22 protein-coding genes and 5 pseudogenes are annotated in these 23,072 nt (G+C 69.3%); 16 read left to right on the forward strand and 11 right to left on the reverse strand.

Annotated features, from left to right (window positions below; all coding sequences use genetic code 11):
- Positions 1-23 precede the first annotated feature (23 nt).
- A complete protein-coding gene (locus tag ACGFSA_RS10730; RefSeq protein WP_393302705.1) occupies positions 24-1,358 on the forward strand; it encodes an MFS transporter in 1,335 nt (444 codons plus the stop codon).
- A gap of 76 nt (positions 1,359-1,434) precedes the next feature.
- On the opposite strand, the gene ACGFSA_RS10735 is transcribed toward ACGFSA_RS10730, so the two are convergent.
- Positions 1,435-2,025, reverse strand: a complete 591-nt coding sequence (locus ACGFSA_RS10735) for a Uma2 family endonuclease (protein WP_393302707.1) — start codon at positions 2,023-2,025, stop codon at positions 1,435-1,437.
- Between the two features lie 109 nt (positions 2,026-2,134).
- On the opposite strand from ACGFSA_RS10735, the gene thpR reads away from it, so the two are divergent.
- A complete protein-coding gene (gene thpR / locus ACGFSA_RS10740; RefSeq protein WP_393302838.1) occupies positions 2,135-2,698 on the forward strand; it encodes an RNA 2',3'-cyclic phosphodiesterase in 564 nt (187 codons plus the stop codon).
- A 132-nt stretch (positions 2,699-2,830) separates the two neighbouring features.
- Here the strand turns inward: thpR and ACGFSA_RS10745 are convergent, their stop codons facing one another.
- A complete protein-coding gene (locus ACGFSA_RS10745) occupies positions 2,831-3,604 on the reverse strand; it encodes an alpha/beta fold hydrolase (protein WP_393302709.1) in 774 nt (257 codons plus the stop codon).
- 87 nt (positions 3,605-3,691) lie between these two features.
- Here ACGFSA_RS10745 and ACGFSA_RS10750 point away from each other — a divergent pair, with 87 nt between their 5' ends.
- On the forward strand, positions 3,692-4,231 hold the full coding sequence (locus ACGFSA_RS10750) for a PadR family transcriptional regulator (protein ID WP_393302711.1): 540 nt from the start codon (positions 3,692-3,694) through the stop codon (positions 4,229-4,231).
- Positions 4,232-4,449: 218 nt separating this feature from the next.
- On the opposite strand, the pseudogene tnpA reads toward ACGFSA_RS10750, so the two are convergent.
- Positions 4,450-4,791, reverse strand: a pseudogene (gene tnpA / locus ACGFSA_RS10755) (IS200/IS605 family transposase); the annotation flags it as partial.
- Between tnpA and ACGFSA_RS10760 the strand changes: the two are divergent.
- Positions 4,785-5,153 (forward strand): annotated as a pseudogene (locus tag ACGFSA_RS10760) (aldo/keto reductase); the annotation flags it as partial. The pseudogenes tnpA and ACGFSA_RS10760 overlap by 7 nt on opposite strands.
- Before the next feature lie 96 nt (positions 5,154-5,249).
- Here ACGFSA_RS10760 and ACGFSA_RS10765 read toward each other — a convergent pair.
- The 4 genes and pseudogenes from ACGFSA_RS10765 to ACGFSA_RS10780 form a co-directional block, all read right to left on the reverse strand.
- Complete coding sequence (locus ACGFSA_RS10765; RefSeq protein ID WP_393302840.1) at positions 5,250-7,499, reverse strand: N-acetylmuramoyl-L-alanine amidase; 2,250 nt, start codon at positions 7,497-7,499, stop codon at positions 5,250-5,252.
- Between the two features lie 512 nt (positions 7,500-8,011).
- Positions 8,012-9,010: an NEW3 domain-containing protein gene (locus ACGFSA_RS10770; RefSeq protein ID WP_393302713.1), complete on the reverse strand. Its 999-nt coding sequence runs from the start codon at positions 9,008-9,010 to the stop codon at positions 8,012-8,014.
- 77 nt (positions 9,011-9,087) lie between these two features.
- The gene (locus ACGFSA_RS10775; RefSeq protein WP_393302715.1) at positions 9,088-10,533 is read right to left on the reverse strand and encodes a Gfo/Idh/MocA family protein; all 1,446 of its coding nucleotides are present in this window, start codon (positions 10,531-10,533) and stop codon (positions 9,088-9,090) included.
- Positions 10,534-10,716: 183 nt separating this feature from the next.
- Positions 10,717-11,121: pseudogene (locus ACGFSA_RS10780) on the reverse strand (prolyl aminopeptidase); the annotation flags it as partial.
- A gap of 42 nt (positions 11,122-11,163) precedes the next feature.
- Here ACGFSA_RS10780 and ACGFSA_RS10785 point away from each other — a divergent pair.
- From ACGFSA_RS10785 to ACGFSA_RS10815, 7 genes and pseudogenes are all read left to right on the forward strand, one after another.
- Positions 11,164-11,658 (forward strand): cupin domain-containing protein, encoded by a 495-nt coding sequence (locus tag ACGFSA_RS10785; RefSeq protein WP_393302717.1) that lies wholly within the window; start codon positions 11,164-11,166, stop codon positions 11,656-11,658.
- A gap of 84 nt (positions 11,659-11,742) precedes the next feature.
- The gene (locus ACGFSA_RS10790; protein WP_393302719.1) at positions 11,743-12,291 is read left to right on the forward strand and encodes a cysteine hydrolase family protein; all 549 of its coding nucleotides are present in this window, start codon (positions 11,743-11,745) and stop codon (positions 12,289-12,291) included.
- Between the two features lie 106 nt (positions 12,292-12,397).
- Positions 12,398-12,853 (forward strand): MarR family winged helix-turn-helix transcriptional regulator, encoded by a 456-nt coding sequence (locus ACGFSA_RS10795; RefSeq protein ID WP_393302721.1) that lies wholly within the window; start codon positions 12,398-12,400, stop codon positions 12,851-12,853.
- Positions 12,850-13,698: an ABC transporter ATP-binding protein gene (locus ACGFSA_RS10800; protein WP_393302723.1), complete on the forward strand. Its 849-nt coding sequence runs from the start codon at positions 12,850-12,852 to the stop codon at positions 13,696-13,698. The genes ACGFSA_RS10795 and ACGFSA_RS10800 overlap by 4 nt, the downstream gene beginning before the upstream one ends.
- A complete protein-coding gene (locus ACGFSA_RS10805) occupies positions 13,658-14,521 on the forward strand; it encodes an ABC transporter permease (RefSeq protein ID WP_393302725.1) in 864 nt (287 codons plus the stop codon). The genes ACGFSA_RS10800 and ACGFSA_RS10805 overlap by 41 nt, the downstream gene beginning before the upstream one ends.
- A 466-nt stretch (positions 14,522-14,987) precedes the next feature.
- Positions 14,988-15,179 (forward strand): annotated as a pseudogene (locus ACGFSA_RS10810) (peptidoglycan-binding protein); the annotation flags it as partial.
- A 20-nt stretch (positions 15,180-15,199) separates the two neighbouring features.
- Positions 15,200-15,448: a hypothetical protein gene (locus ACGFSA_RS10815; RefSeq protein WP_393302727.1), complete on the forward strand. Its 249-nt coding sequence runs from the start codon at positions 15,200-15,202 to the stop codon at positions 15,446-15,448.
- An 84-nt stretch (positions 15,449-15,532) separates the two neighbouring features.
- Here the strand turns inward: ACGFSA_RS10815 and ACGFSA_RS10820 are convergent.
- Positions 15,533-15,730: pseudogene (locus ACGFSA_RS10820) on the reverse strand (hypothetical protein); the annotation flags it as partial.
- 150 nt (positions 15,731-15,880) lie between these two features.
- Here ACGFSA_RS10820 and ACGFSA_RS10825 point away from each other — a divergent pair.
- Entirely contained in the window at positions 15,881-16,429 is a 549-nt protein-coding gene (locus ACGFSA_RS10825; RefSeq protein WP_393302841.1) for a DUF1062 domain-containing protein, read from the forward strand.
- 111 nt (positions 16,430-16,540) lie between these two features.
- Here the strand turns inward: ACGFSA_RS10825 and ACGFSA_RS10830 are convergent, their stop codons facing one another.
- On the reverse strand, positions 16,541-16,720 hold the full coding sequence (locus ACGFSA_RS10830) for a hypothetical protein (protein ID WP_393302729.1): 180 nt from the start codon (positions 16,718-16,720) through the stop codon (positions 16,541-16,543).
- 236 nt (positions 16,721-16,956) lie between these two features.
- Between ACGFSA_RS10830 and ACGFSA_RS10835 the strand changes: the two genes are divergently transcribed.
- The 4 genes from ACGFSA_RS10835 to ACGFSA_RS10850 all read left to right on the forward strand — a co-directional run bounded on the left by ACGFSA_RS10835 (position 16,957) and on the right by ACGFSA_RS10850 (position 20,528).
- Positions 16,957-17,754 carry a hypothetical protein gene (locus tag ACGFSA_RS10835; protein ID WP_393302731.1) on the forward strand — a complete coding sequence of 266 codons (798 nt, stop codon included), beginning with the start codon at positions 16,957-16,959 and terminating at the stop codon, positions 17,752-17,754.
- Between the two features lie 185 nt (positions 17,755-17,939).
- A complete protein-coding gene (locus ACGFSA_RS10840; RefSeq protein WP_393302733.1) occupies positions 17,940-18,434 on the forward strand; it encodes an IS630 family transposase in 495 nt (164 codons plus the stop codon).
- A 556-nt stretch (positions 18,435-18,990) separates the two neighbouring features.
- The gene (gene ltrA, locus ACGFSA_RS10845; protein WP_393302735.1) at positions 18,991-19,920 is read left to right on the forward strand and encodes a group II intron reverse transcriptase/maturase; all 930 of its coding nucleotides are present in this window, start codon (positions 18,991-18,993) and stop codon (positions 19,918-19,920) included.
- Between the two features lie 74 nt (positions 19,921-19,994).
- Positions 19,995-20,528: a GNAT family N-acetyltransferase gene (locus tag ACGFSA_RS10850; protein ID WP_393302737.1), complete on the forward strand. Its 534-nt coding sequence runs from the start codon at positions 19,995-19,997 to the stop codon at positions 20,526-20,528.
- 171 nt (positions 20,529-20,699) lie between these two features.
- On the opposite strand, the gene ACGFSA_RS10855 is transcribed toward ACGFSA_RS10850, so the two are convergent.
- Together ACGFSA_RS10855 and ACGFSA_RS10860 are read right to left on the reverse strand one after the other, a co-directional pair.
- A complete protein-coding gene (locus ACGFSA_RS10855) occupies positions 20,700-21,767 on the reverse strand; it encodes a tetratricopeptide repeat protein (protein ID WP_393302739.1) in 1,068 nt (355 codons plus the stop codon).
- Positions 21,764-23,044 (reverse strand): ATP-binding protein, encoded by a 1,281-nt coding sequence (locus ACGFSA_RS10860; RefSeq protein WP_393302741.1) that lies wholly within the window; start codon positions 23,042-23,044, stop codon positions 21,764-21,766. Before ACGFSA_RS10860 ends, ACGFSA_RS10855 begins: the two co-directional genes overlap by 4 nt.
- Between the last annotated feature and the right edge of the window lie 28 nt (positions 23,045-23,072).

The raw sequence follows: 23,072 nt of genomic DNA on the forward strand, positions 1-23,072 counted from the left end.
CCACGCCGAGGAGGCGAACCCTTTTGAGTACGGGATCCGGAGCAGACTCCGCCCCCGCACCGACGTCCACCCACGAGAGCAAGCCCGGCGGGACCTTCTCGTCGCTGAAGATCCGCAACTACCGCCTGTTCGCCACGGGCGCCGTGATCTCCAACACCGGTACCTGGATGTCCCGCATCACGCAGGACTGGCTCGTCCTGAGCCTCACCGGGTCCGCCGCCGCCGTCGGCATCACCACGGCCCTCCAGTTTCTTCCCATGCTGCTCTTCGGCCTGTACGGCGGCGTCATCGCCGACCGGCTCCCGAAGCGCAAGCTCCTCCTCGTCAGCCAGGCCGCACTCGGCCTCTGCGGCATCGCCCTCGCCGTCCTCACGCTCTCCGGAGTCGTCCAGGTCTGGCACGTCTACCTGATCGCCTTCCTCCTCGGCATGGTCACGGTCGTCGACAACCCGGCCCGCCAGTCGTTCGTCTCCGAGATGGTCGGCCCGGCCCAGCTGCGCAACGCGGTCAGCCTGAACTCGGCCAACTTCCAGTCCGCCCGGCTCATCGGCCCCGCCGTCGCGGGTGTCCTGATCACCACGGTCGGCAGCGGCTGGGCGTTCATGTTCAACGGTCTGTCGTTCCTCGCCCCGCTCATCGGTCTGCTGATGATGCGTACGAGCGAACTGCACAAGGCGGTCGTCGTGCCGCGCGCCAAGGGGCAGCTGCGCGAGGGGCTGCGCTATGTCTCCGGCCGCCCCGAGCTGATCTGGCCGATCGTCCTCGTCGGCTTCGTCGGCACGTTCGGCTTCAACTTCCCGATCTGGCTCACCGCCTTCGCGGACGAGATCTTCCACGGCGGCGCCGGGATGTACTCGTTCTTCAACATCCTCATGGCCGCCGGCTCCCTGGCCGGAGCCCTGCTCGCCGCCCGCCGCCGCTCCTCGCGGCTGCGGATGATGGTGGCGGCGGGCACCGCATTCGGTCTCCTGGAGATCATCGCGTCCCTGTCGCCGTCCGTCTGGCTCTTCGCGATCCTGCTGGTCCCGATCGGCATGATCGGCCTGACGACCAACATCAACGCGAACACGAGCGTCCAGATGGCGGCCGACCCGGCCATGCGCGGCCGGGTGATGAGCCTGTACATGATGGTCTTCGCCGGGGGTACGCCGGTGGGCGCCCCGATCGTGGGCTGGATCAGCGACGCGTACGGCGTCCGGACCGCCATGGCGGTCGGCGGCGCGTTCTCACTGCTGGCCGCGCTCGGCGTCGGCTTCATGCTGGCCCGCGTCGGCGGCCTGCGCCTCAAGGTCGACCTGCGGCCGGGCCACCCGCATGTGCGGTTCGTCCCGCGCGAGCAGCTGGCGACGGCGGCCTGACGCCGCTCCGTCACGGACGTGATACGGCCTCGACCGGTGAACCTGCCGGTCGGGGCCGCCGCATGTGCGGAGGGTGTCAGTCGCGTGGGAACTCGTCGGTTCGGAGGGTGATACCGGCGGAGGTGCCGGTGAGGTCGATGTCTGTGCCGAAAAGCACGGTCAGCTTCGATCCGTACACGCCGTTCGTGGGATTCCGGAAAACGTGGCACTCGCCGCTGTACGGGTCGGCGATCAAGTACACCGGAACGCCCGCCGCCGCATACGCGTCCTTCTTCGGTCCGTAGTCGTTCATCGCGGTGCCCTTCGAGATCACCTCGGCCACGAACTCCACACCCGAGAACAGCCAGTTTCCTTTGTCGTCCTTCGCGGCGTCCTCCCTCAGCGCCAGCACATCTGCCGCGAACCCGTTCAGGTGTCCAGGAAAGTCGACCCGCACATCGGACTTCACGCGCCGGCGCGGATATGTGGCCCGCAGTTGCTCGAAAATGTCGGCAATGATGTCCCAGTGGGTGTTTCGCTGAGGCGACATGAAGATGTTTCCCCCGACGATCTCGGTCTTGATTCCCTCGGGGACGGGCATCTTCTCGAGCCACTCGAACATGGAGTCCAGAGTCCGCTCGTCGCGCTCTTCGGCCATCTCGATCCTGTCGGTGTCTACGACGGTCATCGTGGCGCTCCTCCCCGCTGCCGCACGGGCGCGGGCAGCCACGTAGTACAACGATACGCACGGTGACCGGGACACGCCGTTACGGTGCGACACTCGGTTCATGAGCCGCATGAGACTGTTCGTCGCCGTCCTGCCGCCCGACACCGCCATCGCGGAGCTCCGCCGCGCCGTCGCCCCGCTGCACACCCTTCCGGGCGCCGGTGGCCTGCGCTGGACCGGAACCGACGCGTGGCACTTCACGCTCGCCTTCCTCGGTGTGGTCGACGACGCGCTGCTGCCCGATCTGCACGAGCGGCTGGCGCGCGCCGCCGGTCGCACCGAGCAGTTCCCGCTGCGCATGCACCGCGGCGGCCGGTTCGACGGCCATGTGCTGTGGGCCGGGGCCGCGGGCGGCCTCGACACGCTGAGGCTCCTCGCCGAGCGCGCCGACGCCGCCGCCCGCCGCGCCGGTGTGCCGATGGACGAGCACCGCCGCTACACCCCGCACCTCACCCTCGCCCGCAGCCGCGCCGAGGCGGACCTGCGCCCCTTTCTGGAGGCCCTGGACACCTTCGAGGGCACACCGTGGGAGGTCGGCGAGGTCGCTCTCGTACGCAGCAATCTGCCGGTCTCCGGGGTGCCGGGGGAGCAGCCGCGGTACGAGGTGGTCGCATCCTGGTCGCTGGGACACTGAGCGGTGCGGTTACGCTCGACGGGTGGACCCGAAGACCAGAAACCGCATCATGGCGGCCGTGCTCGTGCTGATGTTCGCCGTCGTCGCCGTGGCAGCCGCGCTCGGCGGCTGAACGGCCGGCACCGCCTCCCGTCAGGCGAGCCCCAGCCCCCGGGCGGTCTCCCTCGCGAACGCCTCGGGGTTGTCCAGCATGATGTTGTGCCCGCACTCCGGGACCGGCACGACCCGCACCCCGGCCGCGACGAGACCGTCCTCGCCGGGCAGTGGCCCGTCGCTCTCCGGCCGAAGGAAGGTGCGCGGAATCTTCAGCTCCAGCAGCAGCTCGCGCATCGTGGGCGTCGTCCCCCGCGCGAGGTGCACGGCGCTGCGGTGCAGCGCCTCCGGGCCGGCGAGCCGCATTGTCGACCACCAGTGGGAGCCCACCCGGTCGCGCACTTCGTGCCGGCCGTGATCGAGGAACTCCTCCTCCGTGTACGCGGCGATGCCGCTGGTGCCGGGCCGCGGCGGAGCGGGCGCGACCGGGTCGAGGTTCGCGTCGACTAGGACCAGCCGCGCCACCAGGTCCGGATGGCGCGCCGCGAGCACGATGGCCACCGCGCCGCCCATGCTGTGCGCGATGATGTCCGTGGCGTACGCGTCGGCTGATCGGAGCGCGACGGCAATCGCGTCGGCGTGCGCTTCGAGGGTGTAGTCGACATCCGTGGGCCGGTCGCTGATGCCGAAGCCAAGCATGTCCATGAGCAGCGAACGGCTGCCGGCGAGGAGCGGATGGACGGCGCTCGCGGTGAAGTACGGACCGGACGAGGCGCCCAGCCCATGCAGATAGACGCGGGTCGGTGCCGTGCTGCCGGGGATCTCCACCCACCGGATGCGTGCGCCGCCCGCTGTCACCTGTGCGTTCTTCATGCTCTCCCGCTCCTCTCCGGCCAGGTAAAATCTCGGCGAGACTATATATCGGCGCCGATGTATAGAGCAATGAGGGAGGATGCTCGGGTGTTGGAACTGGCCATCCTGGGATTTCTGTACGAGCAGCCGTTGCACGGCTACGAGCTCAAGCGACGCGTCGCCCACCTCACCGGCCACGTCCGCCCGATCGCGGACGGCACCCTGTACCCGGCGATCAAGCGCCTGGAGCGCGCCGGATGGCTCGGCCGCCGGACCGAGCCCGGCAGCAGGGCCGCCCCCCGCCACACGCTGACCCTGACGGGCGACGGGCGCGAGGAACTGCTCCGCCGGCTGCGCGAGGCCGACGCGGTGGACATCAGCGACGAGAACCGCTGGTTCACCGTCCTCGCCTTCCTCCGCCATCTCCCGGCGCCCGCCGAGCAGGCGGACGTGCTGCGGCGCAGGCTGGCGTTCCTGCGGGAGCCGAGCAGTTTCTTCTACGACTACAACTCCGAGGGCGAGCGCCCGCTCGGAGCGGAGGCGTTCGACGACCCGTTCCGCCGAGGCGTTCTCACGATCGCCCGCGCGACGAGCGAGGCGGAACTGAGCTGGCTGGCAACGACGCTGAAGGACCTCGAAACCCGCTGAGACCGCCCGCCGGCCCCTTGCCTCGAGCGGACTCGAAGACGTTGGCTTGGCGCCCATGAAGTACACCCGGCTCGGACGCACCGGACTCGAGGTCAGCCGACTTGTCCTCGGCACCATCCCTGATCTTGCGTGGGTATCCCCGGCTTCAGCCGGGGAGGGAAACGCATCCTTGGTCCGGAGGCGCGAAGTGCCGGAGTTCGCTGCGCCTGGGGGGATGGTCAGGCAGGCTGCTTCTGCCCTTCGATGTACTGGCGGATCACGGTCAGCGGTGCTCCGCCGCAGGATCCCGCGAAGTAGGAGCGGGACCAGAAGGCCGATCCCATGCCGATGCGGTTGATTCGCCCGGTGTACTCCGCTCGCAGGTACCTGGAGCTGACGCCCTTGAGGCTGTTGATCAGCTTCGACAGGGCGACCTTCGGCGGGTAGTGCACCAGCAGGTGGACGTGGTCGGCTTCGCCGTTGAATTCCCGCAGCTCTGCCTCGAACTTGCCGCAGACCTCGCGCATGATCTCTTCGCACCGCTTCAGCATGTCGTCATCGAACACACCGCGCCGGTACTTGCCCGTGGTCCCCGCTGCACGGCGGACTCCTCGGCGGTGTGATCCGCAAGGAGCGCGAGGGAGGCGCGGCCCGTTCGACGTCAGGCCGGTCCGCGGACGCGCTCGCCAACACCACCGTGCGGGCGCAGATCCAGGCGTACGAGGACCTGCTCGACAAGCACGGCCTGGAGCCCGGAGAGGTGGGGCTGGCCTGGCTGCTGACCCGGCCGGGTGTGACCGGACCGATCTCCGGCCCGCGCACGCGGGAGCAGCTGGACTCGGCGGTGCGCGCGGTGGACCTCGAGCTGTCGGACGAGGTGCTCGCGTCCCTGGACGAGATCTTCCCGGGCCCGGGTCCGTCGCCGGAGGCCTTCGCCTGGTAGGTGACGGGGCGGCTGAACGCCTGAGCCCGGCTCTGCGACAGGTGCGCGGAACCGGGCTCAGGTCATGCGGGGACGTCCGTCAGCGGACCGCGGCGGCTACTTGAGGTAGACGAGGCCGTCCGTCGTGATCGCCGGACGGCCCGAGGTGGCGACGACGACGATCTTGACGGTGTGCTTGGCACTGGTGGACCAGCTCTTCGTCCACAGGGCGTCGCGGTACTTGGTGGTGGACGACTTCAGGTCGACTGTGGCCACCTTCGTACCGTCGACATACACGTACGCCTGGCCGGACGTGGAGGCGCGCGAGACCACCCAGGCGGCGGAACGGCCGGTGAATGTCCAGCTCAGGCTCGCGCCCTTGGCGGAGCTGGAGTACGACTTGCCGCCCAGGTACGAGGACGAGGACTTGGCCGTCCAGGTGCCGGTCTTCGTGGCCGAGGTCTCCTGGAGGATGACCGGGGTGCCGGCGACGGAGGCGGCCGCGGTGTTGCCCGCGAGGTCGTACGCGCTCATGGACCACGTGGTCGCCACGCCGGACGTCGCGGTGTGCGAGGCGCTCGTGGTGGTCGGGCCGTAGGTCTTGGCGACCGGGGCGGTCAGCCGGACCTCCTTGAGCGACGCGGTGTCGGTCGCCTTCCACTTCAGGGTGAGCGGGACGGCGGTGGTGTTCACCGTGCCGGTGCGCAGCTCGAGGCTGGGCTTGGTGGTGAAGCTCGGCGCCGTCTGGTCGGCGACCACGGTCGCCGCAGCGGACAGGGTCGTCTTTCCCGACTGGTGGGTGGCGCGGACCTGGACCGTGTGCGTGCCGGCGCCGAGGGTGGCCTTCGCCGAAGTGGCGGTGCCGGCTGCGGTGGCGACGCTCTTGCCGTCGACCAGCAGCTCGTACGTGGAGATGAAGGCGCTCGGAGTGGTCGCCGACCAGCCCACGGTGACCTCGGACTTGGTGTAGTACGTCGTGCCCGAGAGCCCGGCGCCGGTCACCGACTTGATGGCCAGTCCGGTGACGGGGCCCGCGGCGAGGCTGCGGATCGCGGGCAGTTGCCCGTACAGCTTGGTGCCGGGGCACTCGGAGCTGAAGCCGTCGCGGTGGCCGGAGATCTGCTGGAAGGAGTACTGCTTACCGACGGTGAAGGTCTTGCCGAAGCCGTTGGACTGGGTGGCGCCCGCGGTGAGCATGGTGGTGCCCGCCGGGTCACCCTTGTACTGGCCGAGCTTCCACGCGGCGATCCGGGCCACCGAGGTGGTCACCGCGCTCGGGGCGGCCGTGTCCGTGTAGGTGCCGAGGACGGAGATACCGGTCGACTCCCGGTTGAAGCCGTAGGTGTGTGAGCCGAGGACCGGCCGGTCCAAGCCGCCCTTGCGGCCCTCGAAGATCGTCCCGCACTTGTCGACCAGGAAGTTGTAGCCGATGTCCCTCCAGCCGTTGCTCTTGACGTGGTACGCGTACACGCCGCGCACCATCGCCGCGGAGTCGGCGCAGGAGTAGTCGTTGGTCCCTGCGGTGTGGTGGACGAAGACGGCCTTGACCGTGGCGTTGTACTCCGGCGCCTGCGGGCTGATCGACTCGTCGGCGCCCCAGCCCGCACGCGAGGTGATGGGCGGCTTGGGCACGGTCGACGGCGGCGCGGGCGACAGCGACGCGGACGGCGAGGTGCTCGCGGACGGCGAGGTTTTCGCGGTCGGCGAGGAACTGCTGCTCGCCGTGGGCGAGGGGCTGCCCGTTGCCGTCTCGGAAGGTGTCGCGGACGGCGTCTCGGATGCCGGGGCGGGGTCGGACTCCGTGGCCGTGGGGGCCGGTTCCGAGGTGGCCGCCGGATCGGCCGCGGGGGAGTCGGACGACGACGGGTCGTCGGTGGGGACGTCGTTCTCGGCGACGAAGGCGGCCGGGGCCGCGTGCAGCGACGAGCCCTTGCCGGGGTCGACGGTGTCCAGCCGCAGCCCGGCGGGCAGCTTCGCGGAGACCTTGGCGCCCGCGGTGACGCGCACCTCGACACCGTTGGACGGGCCGACCCACCGCGGTTCGGTGGACCCGCGGACGCCGGAACGGCCCGCCTCCATACGGCCGTCGATGTCGGTCTCCAGCGGCATCCAGGACGTCCAGGTACCGTTCGCGGCCGACCTGGTCCGTACCTCGACCGCTCCCGTCACCTTCGCCGCCGGGTCGGTCCAGGTGACCCCCAGCATGCTGAACGGTGCGGTGTCCCGTCGGCCGAGCGACGCGGAACTGCCGTCCGCGGCCACCTTCAGCGCCGTCTTCCGTACGTCGGTCCTGACCGGACCGGCCTTGCTGTCACTGTTGTCCGCGGAGCCGCCGGTCACGTTCTGGAACACCACGAAACCTGCCACGGCTGCCGTCGTCACGGCAGCCGTGGTCCATATTTTTCGGTGCGATCTCACGTCGTATCCCTCGGGGGGTGTCACGGGGGTGGCAAGGAGCCGTTGGATCACGGCGTTCGCACAGCCTTCCATGACCGTCCGACGGCCCGTCCCGCGCCCCCGGCGACCAGGGCGTTTCTTGAGGATTGGGCCGAATTGGGGGGGGGAGCCAGGCCTGATCCGAGAAAAGGTCCTGGTGCCCCTCCCGGCAGCCTTGCGGGTTCTGGCGGTGCGAGCGCGTGTGCCAGTGATCGGTGAGGGCGTCGGCCGGTGGTCAGGCGACGGGGGACGCGGTGGCGCGGCTGGTCCTGGTCGACGCGAACCTCGACCCGGTCGCGCCCGCCCCGGCGGCTCCGCCACCCCCGGTTGGCCGCCGTCGCCAGCTCTCAAGTCCCACGGCCAGTTCGTGTACTGGGTGATGACGCCGCCCAGGAAGACGCCTGCCGTTCCGCCGGCCGCCGCACGTGTTGTCCAGGGGGATGCTACGGAGCCAACGCGATGTCGAAGAGGTGGATGCCGGCATTGGCCGGGAGCACCACGAGTTCGACCTGCTTGGCCGGGTCCAGGGCGATGGAGTGCGCGAAGACCCGATAATCGATGCCGGCGTTGCCGTACCCATCGGGACGGTTGCGGCCGTCCGTCGACTTCACGAGCGTCGCGCCGTGTGCCGTTGGGTCCTGGAACGACCAGTTGGGGAAGCCGATCGACCCGGTGGTGCTCGACCCGTCGGCGTAGATCACCGTCGCCGTGCCGGTGGCCCCCAGGCCGGCGCCGGAGCCGAGGAAGACCAGCTTGCTGCCCTTGCCGGCGACCTTCACGGCCTGTCCGGTGCTCGACACGCTGTTCTTGGTGCCGGGGGCTGCGGCAGGCCAGGTCAGCTGGGCGCCGAGGGCGCTGACGGACGCTCCGGGCGTCAGTCCGACGGCGGCGAGTTTCTGTGCGGAGAAGCTGTTGCCCTCGCCGTCGAACTTACCGGCCTTGGTGTCGTTCTCGTCGGTGATGGCGACCTTGTTGTACGCGTCGGAGAGGTGGGCCAGCGCGGGGCCGGAGCGCTCGACCCGCGTGCCCGTGGCGGCACCTTGGCCGTCGCCTCCCTTGTAGGTGGCTGTGGCCGTGAACGTGCGCATGGTGAAGCCCGCGCGCTGTTCGGGCACCCGGATCTGGAACTCCGCCGTGGCCTCGGCACCCGGCTTGAATGATCCGTCGACGCTGCGCACCGCGGGCTGCACGGCCCACCCGACGGGGCCGTTGAAGGTGACATTGAGCCGGCTCAGGCGCTCGGGTCCCGTGTTGGTGACGGTGACCTTCACCTCCGAGATGGCAGGGCCGTTCAGGTCGATGGGGGCGATCGTCACCTGGGTGCGCGCCTCGGAGGCGGCCGGGCCCTGCGGCGCGGCGGTCGCGGGGGTGGAGGTGAACGCCGCGGCCGCCACCGCCAGGGCTGCCGCGGCTCTTCGGGCTGCGGTCACATGTACGGACATGAATGCTCGCTCCTTCTCTTACGGTTCGGGCAGTGCTCGGTCAGGGTTCAGGGGGCAGGGCTGGACGTGGGCCGGAGTCACACGGGCGGCATCTCGATCATGCGCGAGTCGAGGCCGAGACGGAGGTTCACCCACGCGCCCCGGGTGAAGTCCGGGATCGCCACCGGTTTGCCGTCCTTCTCCAGGGACATGACGCTCAGCGGCACCGGCGCGCACCAGGCCGCCGAGTCGTACACGTCGATGTCGGGCACGAGGCCGGCCCGCATCAGCTGCACGGTGCGCCACTGCAGGACGTAGTCCATGCCGCCGTGGCCGCCGTTGTTCACGGCGTCGTCGCCGATCTTCTTCCAGAGCCAGTGGTCGTACTCCTTGCCATACGACTCGAAGTCCCGCCAGGAGTCATCGCTGTGGTCGGGCTCGAAGTAGACCCGGGCGCCCGTGGAGGAGGTTCCGGCGTAGTCCTCGAAGAGGCCGCGGCTGCCGGCGAGGCTGTTGATGCGGCTGTACGGGCGGGGCTCGCTCACATTGTGCTCGGCCCGGATCGTCCGGCCGTTGGCGGTCTCGATCATGCAGGTGACGAGGTCGCCATTGATGTAGGTCTCCTTCCACGAGGGGTGGCCCTTGGGGACGAAGCGCTCGCGGTAGTCGGCCAGGCCCTTCGGGGCGGTCGCGGTGGCACGCAGCGTGGTCATCCGGTCGCCGCGGTTGATGTCCATCGCCGCGGCGATCGGGGCGAGACCGTGCATCGGGTAGAAGGAGGCGGTGCTGCGGGTGTGCCACAGGCGGCGCCAGGAGTCGGTGTAGTACGTGTCGGAGAACAGCAGGGCGCGCAGGTCGTGCAGGTAGCCGCCGTGGCCGTTCGTGACGTCACCGAAGACTCCGTCGTGCGCCATCTTGAGCATGGCCAGCTCGTTGCGGCCGTACGAGCAGTTCTCGGCAAGCATCAGGTGCCGCCGGGTCCGCTCGCAGGTGTCCACCAGGTCCCACAGCTCGTCGAGCTGGGTAGCGATGGGAAGTTCGACGATGACGTGCTTGCCGGCCAGCAGCGCGGCCTTGCCCTGCCGGTAGTGGAACTCCCAGGGCGTGGCGATGTAGACGAGGTCGATGTCGTCCCGCTTGAGCATCTCGGCGTACGAGTCGGCGGAGCCGCCGAACTCTGCGGGGCGCGGCTTGCCCGCCTTGACCAGGTCGTCCGCGACGCGCTTGGCGCGGTCCGCGCGGATGTCGCAGACGGCGGTGACCTGACAGCCGGGCACGGCGGACCAGCCCTGGGTCATGCCGCTGCCGCGGTTGCCGAGGCCGACGACGGCGACCTGGACGGTCCGGTGCACCTCGTACGGCACGTTGATCATGGAGGTCTGGCCGGCGATGCGGCGCGGCTCGGAGGCCGTGACCGCTCCGGAAGCGCCCGGCGCGGCGAGCGCGGGGGCGGACCCGGCGGCTCCGAATCCGACGGCGATCGCGCCTGTGGCCACCGCCCCTCCGAGAACCGAACGCCGCGAGACTGCGGGGACTTCAGACATGAAGGGACTCCAGATTCGGCTGGTCGGGATCCTGGCGGGACGACTGTGACGGGCATGACAACTTCATGTCAATAGATGTTTACAAAATGCTTCTGGCGCTCATAAATGAACATCGCGGGCCCGCGTTCCGCTGCATCTGTGTGCACGGCGGGGCGGGCCCGGCCCGATCCGAAAGGCAAGGACCTAGCGCGACGCGAACCGGTCCAGCGCCTCCAGCACCGCCCGGCTGGTCGCCGCGCCGCCCGGATGTCCCGACCCGTCGATCACGGTCAACTCCGCGTCCGGCCATGCCTGGGCCAGCTCCCAGGCGGTGATCAGCGGCCCGCCCAGGTCGAGCCGGCCGTGCACCAGCACCCCGGGGATCCCGGCCAGCCGCCCGGCGTTCCGGATCAACTGCCCCTCCTCCAGCCAGGCTCCGTTGGAGAAGTAGTGCGAGCAGATCCGCACCAGGGCCTGCTGCGCCCTGCCCGGCCTGCCGCTGTACGGGGGCGGTCCCGCGTATGTCTCGTGGGAGAGCGCCGCGTCCTCCCACGCACACCAGTCCGCCGTCGCCCTCGCCCGTACCTCCGCGTCCGGGCTCTCCATCCGGGGCAAAGGGGCCAGAGTACGGCGGGGCGTAGCCTGGCTGCCGTGAATTCCACCGCCCGGATCCTGGCCGTACTCGACGAACTGCTCACCGAAGTGGGCCCGGAGGAGCGCGGCGCTCTCTGGCAACTGGCTGAACAAGGGCGTGAGTTGGACGCCAATCTGGTGCGTCTGCCGCCGGACGCCGAGGTCGGCGAGCATCAGGAGGACGTCCTGGACGTCCTTCTCGTCGTCATCGCGGGCAGCGGCCGGGTCGTCGCCGGGGGCGACGTGCTGAACCTGGCCCCGACCACGGTCGTCTGGCTGCCCCGCACCTCCCGCCGCGCCCTCGCGGCGGGCCCGGACGGACTCGCGTACCTGACCGTCCACCGCCGCCGCCCGGGTCTGAACATCAAGCCGTCGGTCCACGCGTCGGTGGCGCACGAAGGCGGCGAGGGGCCCTGCATGCTGGACCGGGTCTGCCCCGAGTGCGGCCGCCTTTCGCCGGACCCGGCGCCGGTGTTCTGCAGCCGGTGCGGGGAGCGGTTCCCGGAGGGGTGAGGTGACGGCGGGAGGGGCTGCGTGGCGCAGCCTCTTTCTTCGGGATCACGTCGCGGCCCGGACCCGGACCGCTAGCGTGAACCCATGCCGCATATCTCTGCGCTCCTCGTCATCGACATGCAGAACACTCTGGTGGCCATCGCGCACCGGGCCGCCGAGACCGTCGCCGCGATCGCCGGGCTCCGCGAACGTGCCAAGGCCGCGGGCGTACCGATCGTGACGATTCAGCACCGCGGTGAAGGGCTGGAGGCCGGCACCGAGGGCTGGCGGATCGTGCCCGAACTCGCTCCCGCCGCTGACGAGGAGGTCGTCCACAAGACCGCCGCGGACAGTTTCCTGGACACCGCTCTCGACAAGACCCTCAAGACGCTGGGAATCACCGAGGTGGTCGTCACCGGGTTCGCGACCGAGATCTGCGTGGACACCACGGCGCGGCAGGCGCTGAGCCACCGGTACGACGTGGTGCTGGTGGCCGACGGCCACACCACGTCCATCCGGCCCGACGCCGGCGAGTACGCCGCTCCGGACCGGTCGATCGCGCACCACAACGAGATCTACCGGCACATCGACTTCCCCGGGCGGAGCATCCGCGTGCTGCCCGCGTCCGAAGTGGACTTCGCGGTCCTGTCGTAGCAGGGGGCGCGGCCGTGCCCCGGCCCGTTGACGCACCGCTCGGCGGTGGCCCCCTTCGCCGGGGCTCTGCCACGTAATACGTCGCAAACAGAGGTAAAATGGGCAGGTGGTGGCGAGTGATCTCCCCGATGAACTCGCCGGACTTCTGCCCCGCATCCAGCGGCTCGCCCGGCGGCGGCTGTGGAGCGGTCTGCCCACGCCACGGCTGCGCGGAGCGCACGCGGAACTGTTGCGGCTGGTTGCCGCCCGGCCCGGAATCCGGGTCTCGGCGGCTGCGCGCGAACTCTGCCTCGCGCCCAACTCCGTCTCCACGCTGGTCAACCATCTGGTCGCGGAAGGCCTGTTGCGGCGGGAGCCGGACCCCGGCGACGGGCGGGCCGCGCTCCTCCACCCGACCCCGGCGGGCGTCGGCCGGCTGCACGACTGGCGGGCCCGGCGCGACGCGCTCTTCCGCGAACACGTGGCGAAACTCGACGCCGCCGACCGGGCCGCGCTGACCGCCGCGCTCCCGTCACTGCGCAGACTCGCCGAGTCACTGCGCGAAGGAGAGGAGACCCCATGACTCCCGCCCTCCGCTGCACCGGTCTGACCTACTCCTTCGGTACCGCGAAAGCCGTCGACGGCCTGGACCTGCTCGTCCGCCCCGGCGAGGTCTTCGGACTCCTCGGGCCCAACGGCGCGGGCAAGACCACCACGCTGCGTGCGATCACCACGCTGCTGCCCGTCCCCCCCGGCGTCATCGATGTGTTCGGCCACGACGCGGCCCGGCAGAAGATGGCCGTACGGCGCCTGCTCGGTTACGTACCGCAGCAGCTGTCGGCCGACGCCAGTCTCACCGGCCGGGAGAACGTCGCCCTCTTCGCGCGCGTCTTCGACGTGCCCCGCCGGCAGCGCGCGGCCCGTGTCGGGCAGGCGCTGGACGCGGTCGGGCTCGGCCCCGAGGCGCACCGGCTCGCCGCCACGTACTCCGGTGGCATGGTGCGCCGCCTCGAACTCGCTCAGGCGCTGGTCAGCGCACCCCGCCTGATGATCCTGGACGAGCCGACCATCGGTCTGGACCCGATCGCCCGCGACAGTGTCTGGGACCGCATCAACGAAATCCGTGCCGGCACCGGGATGACGGTGCTGGTCACCACCCACTCCATGGACGAGGCGGACCAGCGCTGCGGCCGGCTCGCCCTGATGCATCTGGGCAGACTGCGCGCGCTCGGCACGCCCGCCGAGCTCAAGAGCGAACTGGTCGGGCACCGCGAAGAGTCCGGCGATACGGCTCTGCCGCCACCGACCCTGGAGGACGTCTTCCGGTACCACTCCGGAAGCGGCCTGGACGACCCCGGTTCTCCGGGAGAGAAGGGAGCCTTCAACGATGTCCGCCGTACCCGTCGCACCGCATCCCGCCGCGGCTGAACCCGGCTCGCCCGACCGCCGCTTCGCCCTCCTCCTGGAACCGCCGCCCGCCCGCACGGGCTGGCGCGTCGTCCCCGCGCGGGTCGCGGCGATGTGCGCCGTCGAACTGCAGAAGCTGCGCCACGACCGCACCGAGATCTACACCCGCGCCGTCCAGCCCGCGCTCTGGCTGCTGATCTTCGGCCAGACGTTCTCCCGTATCCACGCCATCCCCACCGGCGGCGTTCCGTATCTCGACTTCCTGGCGCCCGGGATCATCGCCCAGTCCGCCATGTTCATCGCGATCTTCTACGGCATCATGATCATCTGGGAGCGGGACTCCGGCGTCCTCACCAAGCTCATGGTCACGCCGACGCCGCGGACCGCCCTGGTGACCGGCAAGGCCTTCGCCGCCGGGGTGAAAGCCGTGATCCAGGCGGCGGTCGTCATCGTGATCGCCGCGGCGCTCGGCGTCGGCATGACCTGGAATCCGCTGCGGCTGCTGGGCGTTGTCGTGGTGGTCGTCCTCGCGTCGGCGTTCTTCTCCTGCCTGTCGATGTCGATCGCCGGGATCGTCCTCACCCGCGACCGGCTGATGGGGATCGGCCAGGCCATCACCATGCCGCTGTTCTTCGCCTCCAACGCGCTCTACCCGGTCGCGCTGATGCCCGGCTGGCTCCAGGCGATCAGCAAGGTGAACCCGCTGAGTTACGAGGTCGACGCCCTGCGCGGACTGCTCATCGGCACGCCGGCCCACCTCGGCCTCGACTTCGCGGTACTCGCTCTCGCCGCGTGCGTCGGCATCGCCGCCGCCGGTTCGCTCCTCGGCCGACTCGCCCGCTGAGCCCGATCCGGGCCCGCTGCGGCACTGTGGGCGCGGAGTTCATCTGCGTGGGTGACGGGCGATCGGCAGGCCGTGACGGTCCTGTGCAGGACTCGTCGGCGCGTCCGGTTCGGGCAGGTCCAGAGCGCGGGCGAGGGCGGCGGTGACGGGGGCGGCGTGGTCGGGCAGGTGCCGGGCTGCCCAGCCGGAGGCCAACCGGAGGCCAACCGGAGGAAGTCGGCGAGGTCACGCTCCGCGTCGGCGAGCAGGCGGCGCAGCTTGGTGACGGGCACCTCGATCACCGGGCTGTCGTTCTCCTCCGCGTCGACGGTCAACCGGACGGTGTCGCGGCTGCGTTCGGCGAGGGGGGGACGGATCATGGCCGAAGGAGGCCCAGCCGCTGCCGTCGACGACATCCAGCCAGTCGCGCCACTCCTCCAGACCGTTGCAACAGCCCGGCACCAGGGTGGTGCCGGTGGCGCTGTCCGTCACCGCGGTCGGCCGGCGGCTCGTCGCGGAGGGCTGCGGGCGCTACCACGTCGGGCCCGGGCCCGTGTGGGGCGAGGCCGACGTCCTGTCGTACGCCGTCTGGCAGCGCAGGCTCGGGTACGTGGGGGCCGCGGCGGACGGGGTTCCGGGGCGCGCGAGCTGGGACCGGCTCCGCGTACTCCGCACCTGAGACCCGGAATGGAGACCCCCATGAGCGACGACACTGTCGCCGTCGAGCTGGAGCGGCTGCGCCGCAGCGTCGACGTCGGATTCGCCACCACGCGCGGCGACCTGGCGCTGCTGCTGCAACGCGCCGACCAGACCGACAAGACGCTCGGCGAGCACGAGGATCGTCTGGACGCCCTGGAGCGCACCCGCTGGCCGCTGCCGTCGCTCGCGGCCCTGACGTCCTGCGCGGCGCTGGCCGTCGCGGTCTGGGAGGCGACGGGGCGCCACTGATTACGTGAAGGGGCACGTGAAGGGGCCGGGAGGTTTTCACCTCCCGGCCCCTTCACGCATTTACAGCTGCACCTACGGCTACGTCTACTGCTCCGGCGCCCGCTTGGGCCGCCACATCACCAGCGCGCCAGCCTGCTGCACTTCCTGGTACGGCACCAGGTCCCGGCGGTACGAGGCATGAACCGCCGCCTCCCGTTGCTGCATCGCCGCTGCTTCGTCCATATCCGCCGGACAGAACCTGGTTGAGGCGCTCGAAAACCGGTGGAGCAGCGCCGCTGTGCGCCACTACCGTGCTGCCGAACCAAGTCGTCGAGTCAAGGACATGCCGTTGTACACCCTGTGAGACCTCCCGAGAGCTGATGTGTCGCGCGTCGCGCATGTGCGCCGCGCTCCTTTTTGCTGCGGACCTCTCACTGGAACCGGTGTACTTCTGTGCTCAATAACTGGGTCGTCATGCCCACCTGCCTGCCGACCGTTCTCCGCCGTTGCCACGCGTGCGCGTCCGAGCGCTTCCGGGCAAACGGCAAATTTCGCGTCAACGCAAACCACAAGCTTCTCGACGCCTGGCTCCTCGTGCTCTGTACCGCTTGCGGGGACACGGCAAAGCTCACGGTCCTGGAGCGGATGAACGTGCGCTCCGTACGACCTGAGCTGCTGGACCGGATGCATGACAACGACCCTGGCCTGGCAGCTGAGCTGCTCCAGGATCCGGTCGTGAGGCGCCGTAATCGCATCGCCCTCGACTGGGACAACGCCTGGCGCCTCGACACCGGCGGATCGGATCACCTGGACCGCGAGGTGATCGACGTCGCGGTCCGCTTTGCGGCGCGGATCCCTGTCCGGCCGGTGCGACTGATCGCTGAAGGTTGCGGTCTTTCGCGGGCCGAGGTCGAGAGACTGATCACGGAGGGGAAACTCGTATCGGCGATCCGGCTGAGCGGCAAGCTCTCTGGCGACTTCACCTTCACGCTCAAGCGCTGAGCCCTCCTCGGGACCAGGGGCCTGTCCGGCAAGATCCGCCGGACAGGCCCTGGGGCGTGTATCGGGTTGTGATCGATTCCCGGACTCGTCCTGTGAATCCGTGGCGCAGTGTCACCGCGGGCGGAACAGCGCTGATCCACCGTCATGGATGGCGCGCAGCCACGGCTGGCGGACGGCGGGCAGGCGGGCGAGTGTGTGGAAGAAGACCCGATGGACGACCATCAGCTGCCTCCAGGGGCGCGGCGGCAGTGGGTCGTCGCGCTCGACGGCGGCGGGCAGCCTTCGGGGCACCGCAGGGGTCCGGAAGTGTCTCCCCGGAAACCGTGGGTGGATTCGGCCTCGCCGCATTCCTGGGCTGGGCCATAAGGATCCTCGGCAGCGGAATCAGTCAGGGACCTGCTTGCGCCATGGGAGGAGCTTGCTGAACCAGTGAGCAGGCCTGCAATGCTATAGGCAAAGCGGCTTGAGTGGCCGTGGCGCGACGGTTAAGGTTGTGGCGCCACGGCCACCTGTCTAAGGAACTTCAGGTGGACCTTCACGTAGAAATGCAACTCGATTCTCGCGACACAAAGAAGCGCGGGGCGACAATTGCGCAGTGGTTCAACGTTTCTTTGAACAGTCTGTTTCTCCAGACCGCACCTCCCGGAGCTTTCTGGACTGCCGGACTGGCGAGGGAGGAGGGAGACTCGCTGGAATTCTTTGAAGGCCTGGACAGTATTCAAAGTGATTTCCTGGGGAAACTAGTCTGTTTTCCTTACGCGGCCCGGCTTGTCCTTATGTATGGAGAGCAAGAGATTGGCAGCGTAAGTAGTACCCATGCCATCAAAGGTGGGGAACATTCTAGGCTTACGGCAAGCTTGCAGTATGGTTCCGCCGCACTCTTCGATCCTCAACGGTGCAACCGCCTTGTTGATGTGGTCGCGCAGGCCTTGAATCAGGCGGACCCGGCCTTCGGGCGCATCGAATGCGACCAGTTCTCCGAGTATGCAAACCTCGATCTCGTGCTGCGTCGGAAGCCGGACGAATATCTTCCGATGAGCCGTCACCTATTGCGTGGCTATGCTTGGACGACCATTTGCCCGGAGGAACTTGTTGGTCGCCTTGGGGGAGTGGATGCGCTACGCAAGACGGGGGCGTTCGCCCGAGTCGTCCGTCTCGAGCGAGGGGTCGTACTGCAGTCGACTGACACCGTTGCCGGGTTCTCCGCCGAGGTAATGAATGCCGTCTTTGAAGCCCTCGCTCCCGTGCTTCCCCCGGGAATGCCGAAACGCCATCCAGCGTTTCCGGACATTCGTTGCATCCCGCGGGACGCGAGTGGTGTATAAGACGTCGTTTCCTTTGATGCGGAGAGACGTTAGGGTGCTCGGACTGTCCGGCTGCCATTGCTAGTGTCTCGTGATCCTGTTGCCATTACTTGATCTTGTGTGCCTCGTTACTGTCGACATGGAGCTCTCCGTGGAACAGGCCGCTGAATTGCGGGTTGGCGAACGGCCGAGACGTGCCTGCCTATATGGCTACGCGGGCCCGCATCGTGCTGTGGTCGGCTGAGGGGCGTCGGCGCAAGGACGTTGCCGAGCTGCTCGGGGTGTCGCTGCCGACCGTGGACCGCTGGAAGGACCGTTATGCCCAGCGCGGGCTGGCCGGGCTGGAAGGCGACCGTCCCGGCGGGGCCCGGGAACAGGTACCGGCGCGGGTTCGGGCCCGGGTGATTGCGCTGACGCGCATGACGCCGCCGGCCGACACCGGGCTTTCGCACTGGTCGACGCGCGAGTTGGCGAAGTATCTGAAGCGGACCGAGAACATCGCTGTGTCCTGGCACTACATCGCGCGGATCTGGGGCGAGGGGAATCTCAAGCCGTACCGCAGCGGCACCTTCAAGATTTCGAAGGAACCCGCGTTCGCGGACAAGGTCGCCGACGTCGTCGGCCTCTACCTCGCTCCGCCGGGCGGCGCGGTCGTGCTCTCGATCGACGAGAAGACGCAGATCGTGTGCCACGAACGCTGAAGGAGGCGTCGATGTAATAGCTTCTGGAAGCGGTGCTGTGCAGGAGATGGAGGTAGGTCCTCCAGGGTCGCCCTGCAGGGGGAGGCCCTAAACCACCGCAGGCTGCGCCGGTTAAGTGCCGGTCGTGGTGAGCGCTGCGGCAAAAGGCGCGGCAGTGATCGCGTCAGGTGTGGGTCAGGAAGGCGAGCGTGAGCGAACCGCTGATGACGTGTCGTAACTTTCTTCAATGGCGTCGAAACCGGGGCATGATCTGGGCTCCGGGACAAGTCCGGGGGGAGCCTGCTGACTGCCCGGACGGCGTCCGGCACGGAGGCGGCGCGAGCCTGGCCCGGGCTCTTGTGCGGAACATGGGAACCTGTCGCCCCGATACCGCCGCCGGCCCAGGTGGCCGACGGCGAGAGGGAGAACCCCAAGCGGACAAAACCGCGAGGGGCCGAGTACCGATGCGGGGCATGGGGGCGGACCGTCTCGTAGTAGCGGTGAAGTCCGGTAATGCGGGCGGAGCGAAGGGGACGGGTCGTCCGGGTCTGCTTGGTGGCCAACCGGAGTTCCCGGGATGAACCAGACGAGCGGATCGAAGTCATTTGAGATCTCGAAACACCTGGTGTTCGAGGCGTACTTGAGAGTCAAGGCCAACAAGGGTGCGGTGGGTGTCGACGGCGAGTCGATCGAGCAGTTCGAGGTGGACCTGAAGGCCAACCTCTACAAGCTGTGGAATCGCATGTCGTCGGGCTGCTACTTCCCGCCGCCGGTACGGATGGTGGAGATCGATAAGCCGGGAGGACGCGGGGTCAGGATCCTCGGCGTGCCCACGGTCGCGGTCAGAATCGCACAGACGGTGGTGACCATGGTGCTGGAGCCGCTGGTGGAGCCCGTGTTCCACCCGGACTCCTACGGCTACCGGCCCCGCCGCAGTGCGCTGGACGCGGTCGCGGCGTGCCGGGAGAGGTACTGGAAGACGGACTGGGTGATCGATCTGGACATCCGGGGCTTCTTCGACAACCTCGATCACGATCTCGTCCTCAAGGCGGTCGCGCACCACACCGACCAGCGGTGGGTCCGGCTGTATGTGGAGAGGTGGCTCGAGGCCCCGCTCCAGCGGCCGGACGGCAGCCTGCAAGCCCGGGACCGCGGCAGCCCGCAGGGCTCGGCGGTTTCGCCCGTGTTGTCTAACCTGTTCATGCACTACGCGTTCGACCTCTGGATGGCCCGGGAGTACCCCGGCATCCAGTTCGAGCGGTACTGCGACGACGTGGTGGTCCACTGCCGCAACGAGGTTCAGGCACATCAGGTGCGTGAGGCCATCGCCGGGCGGCTGGCCGAGTGCGGGGGTCTGGAGTTGCATCCCCAGAAGACCCGCATCCTGAAACTCCGCGCCCTGCGCAGCAACGGCGACTTTGACACCTACTGGTCCTGGCATGAAGAGCAGGAATTCACCCGCAACCACCAGGCCCGCTACCGCGACACGCTCATACCGACGGCTTGATCGCCAGAACCCTCAATAGATCTGCACCCAAATCGGTTTGCGGGCACGGTGTCCGGTGGTTAGCGTCGCCGTCCATGACCCCGACTCTGCGCACTGAGCGATTGCTCTTGGACCCCTACGTCCCGGAGGACGAAGAGGGCTTCACAGCCCTGTTCCAGGATGTGAGGGTGTCGCAGTGGATGGGCGACGGCCCGGCTCCCGAGGCGCAGGATCGGGCCCTGTTCGGGCGGATTTTCACGAAGGTCTATGCCCAGAACCTGTTCGATGTCTGGGCCGTTCGCAGGGACGGTCTGTTGATCGGGCATGCCGAGATCAAGCCGACCGATGTGGTCGGGGGCCACGAGATCGTCTACGCGCTGGCCCCAGCGGTGTGGGGATCGGGCCTGGGGACGGAATTGGCCGAGGCCGTCGTCGCCTATGGCTTCGGCCCTCTCGGGCTGACCGAGGTGCACGCCACTGTGGATGCACAGAACAGCGCTTCGCTGACGTTGCTGGGCAGGATCGGCTTTGAGCACGTCCGGGACATCAGCGAGGACGACGGCAGCATCACTCGCGTGCTGACCCGCACCCTGGCCGCCACGGATGGGTCCTCCACCGTCTCGCACTAGGTCCTGTCCTGCCGGTCTTCGTGAGCCCGGAACGCCCGGCGCGGCACCTCGCTGCGTTGTCGTCAGTCGCCCACATACGGCCGGTACGAGGACGATCCTCCGCCTTGCGATGCACCGCACCGGACGCCCCGGGCCGATCTACGAAGATCGACAGGACAGGACCCAGGGCATCTACCGCGTCCGCGGCCGGTCGAACCAGATCGTCAGCAGCGTCGGGGCGAGCCCCACCCAGAAGATCACCTGCGGAACGCCCCGGTCCGTCCACGGCGCCGCCGCGATGGCCACCGCACACAACGTCCCCAGCACCGCCTGCACCAGCACCAGCCGCGCCCAGAACATCCGCCGCAACAGCGACCGCACACTCAACTGCACCCCCGCGCGCAGCTTCCGGTAGCGCCACCACGCGCCGAGCGCCCAGACCACCCCGATCAGCGCCAGCGCATAGAGCCGGGTACCGATCGGCAGCGGCAGCTCGGGGCCGTCCCCGTCGGACGGGAACAGATTGATCGCTGCCCCCGCGATCACCAGGCACAGCACGGCGAGCCACCGGGTGCGGCGCAGCATCTGGAACACCGCCCGGTCCAGCCCCATGCGCATGCTCTTCGAATCGGGGTCGGCGGCCAGCGCGGACGCGTACACCTCCGCCCGCTGCTTGGGCCCCGTGCCGGGCGCCGCGGCCTGCTTCGCGGCCAGCTCTTGCAGCGCCCAGGCACTCGTCGGGTCGAGCCGCAGCGTCTCGCGGATCGCATGGTCCCGCACGTCGAAGGCCCCGTTGAGCAGCGCCGCCTTCCACAGCCCTTGATACGCCCCCGGCTCCTCCGGGGCCAGCCGGACCGCCGTCTGCGCCAGCTCAAGCACCTCGGGCCAGCGCGGCTGCCAGGCGCTGACGGCCTCCGAGAGCGCGATGACCGCCTGCCACGACTGCGGGTTGATCCGCACCGCCTCCTGGGCCGCCGCGAGCGCCTCGTCCCGCCTGCCCGTCCTGCGCAGCCCGTACGTCCGCACGATCCACGCGTCGCAGTCCTGCGGGGCGATCCGCAGTGCCTCGCCGGTCGTGGTGATGACGTCCTCGAACTCCCGCTCAGCCAGATGACAGCGCGCGAGCCGCACCCAGGCCCGGAAGTCCTCGGGGTCCTCGGCGAGGCGCTTGGCCAGCAGGGCCTTCGCCTCGTCCAGCCGGTCCAGGCTGATGAGGGCGGCTGCCTGCTCGGTCATGGGGTGATCGGCGGTGGCGCTCACAACTTGCGCTTCCTCTTCAGATAGGCGAGCAACTCGTCATACACACCGCCCTCGTTGGCGAACATCGCCACATTGCGCGCCGAGGCGAACCAGGGGTCGGTGGACGGCCGGACTTCCTTCGCCGCGGCCAGCAGGTCCTTCATATTGATCATCCGGACCGTGCCGGTACGGGTCGAGTCGAGCAACGCCCGCTCGGACGCGGATTCGCAGACGTGGGCCAGGTCGGCGCCGGACAGGTCCTCGGTGACCTTGACCAGCTTGCCCAGGTCGACGGATTCGATCGGCCGGTCGCGCAGGTGGTAGCGGAGGATCGCCTCGCGCGCGGGCGCGTCCGGCGGCAGGACGAGCAGGGTGCGGTCGAGCCGGCCGGGACGCCGCAGCGCGATGTCCACGTCCCAGGGGACGTTGGTCGCGGCGAGCACGAACACGCCCTCGTTGGCCCCGTCGACGCCGTCGAGCTCGGTGAGCAACTGGTTGACGGTGTTGCGCATCCCGCCGTGGTGCATACGGCTCCGCTTGGCGCCCAGCGCGTCCACCTCGTCGAGGAACAGCACGCACGGCGCCTGACGGCGGGCGGTCTCGAAGACCTCGTGCATGTTGCGCTCGGAGTTGCCCATCCACATGTCGAGCACGTCGTTGATCGACACGGACATGAAGCTCGCCCCGAGTTCGCCCGCGACGGCCCGCGCGATGAACGTCTTCCCGCACCCGGGCGGCCCGTACATCAACAGCCCGCCGCGCAGGCTCTTCCCGTACAGCCTGCCCAGCTCCGGGTTGCGCATGGGAGCGAGGAACGCGGCTTCGAGGCGCTCCTTGATCTCGTGCATGCCGCCGACATCGGCGAGCGTCACGGAACCCGGGGTGTCGACCTCCCAGGTGGTGGCGTCGCCCGGGACGCCCTGACCGTCCACCGGGACGGGCGTCTCGGGAGTCCCGGACGTGACGAAGCGGGGCGGCACTGCGCCCCCGATCTCGTCCTCGGCGGCACGCCAGTCGAACCCGTTCGGTGCCGCGGGTGCCGCGGGCTCTTCGGGCGCTTTGGGGGCCTCGGGTGTGTCCGGGGCAGCCGCGGGCATGCCCATGGCCCGGACCATGAGCGCCCGCGCGGCGGAGTCGCCCGGCGCATGCTGAAGCGCGACGGCAGCCTCGGCGACGGCGGCGTCGCTCAGCCCCTCACCGAGCAACAACTCGGCGAGGTGCAGCCGAAGCGGTACGTCGGAGGGCGCCGCGGCAACAGCGGTACGCAGACTCTGGATCAGCGGGGACTCGTTGGACATGCCGACACCCTATTGAGCCGGTGCGGCA

Source organism: Streptomyces sp. NPDC048496 (genome assembly GCF_043200055.1).
In the GTDB taxonomy this organism is placed as follows: domain Bacteria; phylum Actinomycetota; class Actinomycetes; order Streptomycetales; family Streptomycetaceae; genus Streptomyces.

What these genes read in the sequence shown, in the direction of transcription:
- ACGFSA_RS10735 (WP_393302707.1), bottom strand. Translation starts at nt 2,025, where the DNA reads ATGACCGTCGTAGACACCGACAGGATCGAGATGGCCGAAGAGCGCGAC.
- thpR (WP_393302838.1), top strand. Translation starts at nt 2,135, where the DNA reads ATGAGACTGTTCGTCGCCGTCCTGCCGCCCGACACCGCCATCGCGGAG.
- ACGFSA_RS10745 (WP_393302709.1), bottom strand. Translation starts at nt 3,604, where the DNA reads ATGAAGAACGCACAGGTGACAGCGGGCGGCGCACGCATCCGGTGGGTG.
- ACGFSA_RS10770 (WP_393302713.1), bottom strand. Translation starts at nt 9,010, where the DNA reads ATGTCCGTACATGTGACCGCAGCCCGAAGAGCCGCGGCAGCCCTGGCG.
- ACGFSA_RS10775 (WP_393302715.1), bottom strand. Translation starts at nt 10,533, where the DNA reads ATGTCTGAAGTCCCCGCAGTCTCGCGGCGTTCGGTTCTCGGAGGGGCG.
- ACGFSA_RS10790 (WP_393302719.1), top strand. Translation starts at nt 11,743, where the DNA reads ATGCCGCATATCTCTGCGCTCCTCGTCATCGACATGCAGAACACTCTG.
- ACGFSA_RS10800 (WP_393302723.1), top strand. Translation starts at nt 12,850, where the DNA reads ATGACTCCCGCCCTCCGCTGCACCGGTCTGACCTACTCCTTCGGTACC.
- ACGFSA_RS10805 (WP_393302725.1), top strand. Translation starts at nt 13,658, where the DNA reads ATGTCCGCCGTACCCGTCGCACCGCATCCCGCCGCGGCTGAACCCGGC.
- ACGFSA_RS10815 (WP_393302727.1), top strand. Translation starts at nt 15,200, where the DNA reads ATGAGCGACGACACTGTCGCCGTCGAGCTGGAGCGGCTGCGCCGCAGC.
- ACGFSA_RS10840 (WP_393302733.1), top strand. Translation starts at nt 17,940, where the DNA reads ATGGCTACGCGGGCCCGCATCGTGCTGTGGTCGGCTGAGGGGCGTCGG.
- ltrA (WP_393302735.1), top strand. Translation starts at nt 18,991, where the DNA reads ATGAACCAGACGAGCGGATCGAAGTCATTTGAGATCTCGAAACACCTG.
- ACGFSA_RS10850 (WP_393302737.1), top strand. Translation starts at nt 19,995, where the DNA reads ATGACCCCGACTCTGCGCACTGAGCGATTGCTCTTGGACCCCTACGTC.
- ACGFSA_RS10860 (WP_393302741.1), bottom strand. Translation starts at nt 23,044, where the DNA reads ATGTCCAACGAGTCCCCGCTGATCCAGAGTCTGCGTACCGCTGTTGCC.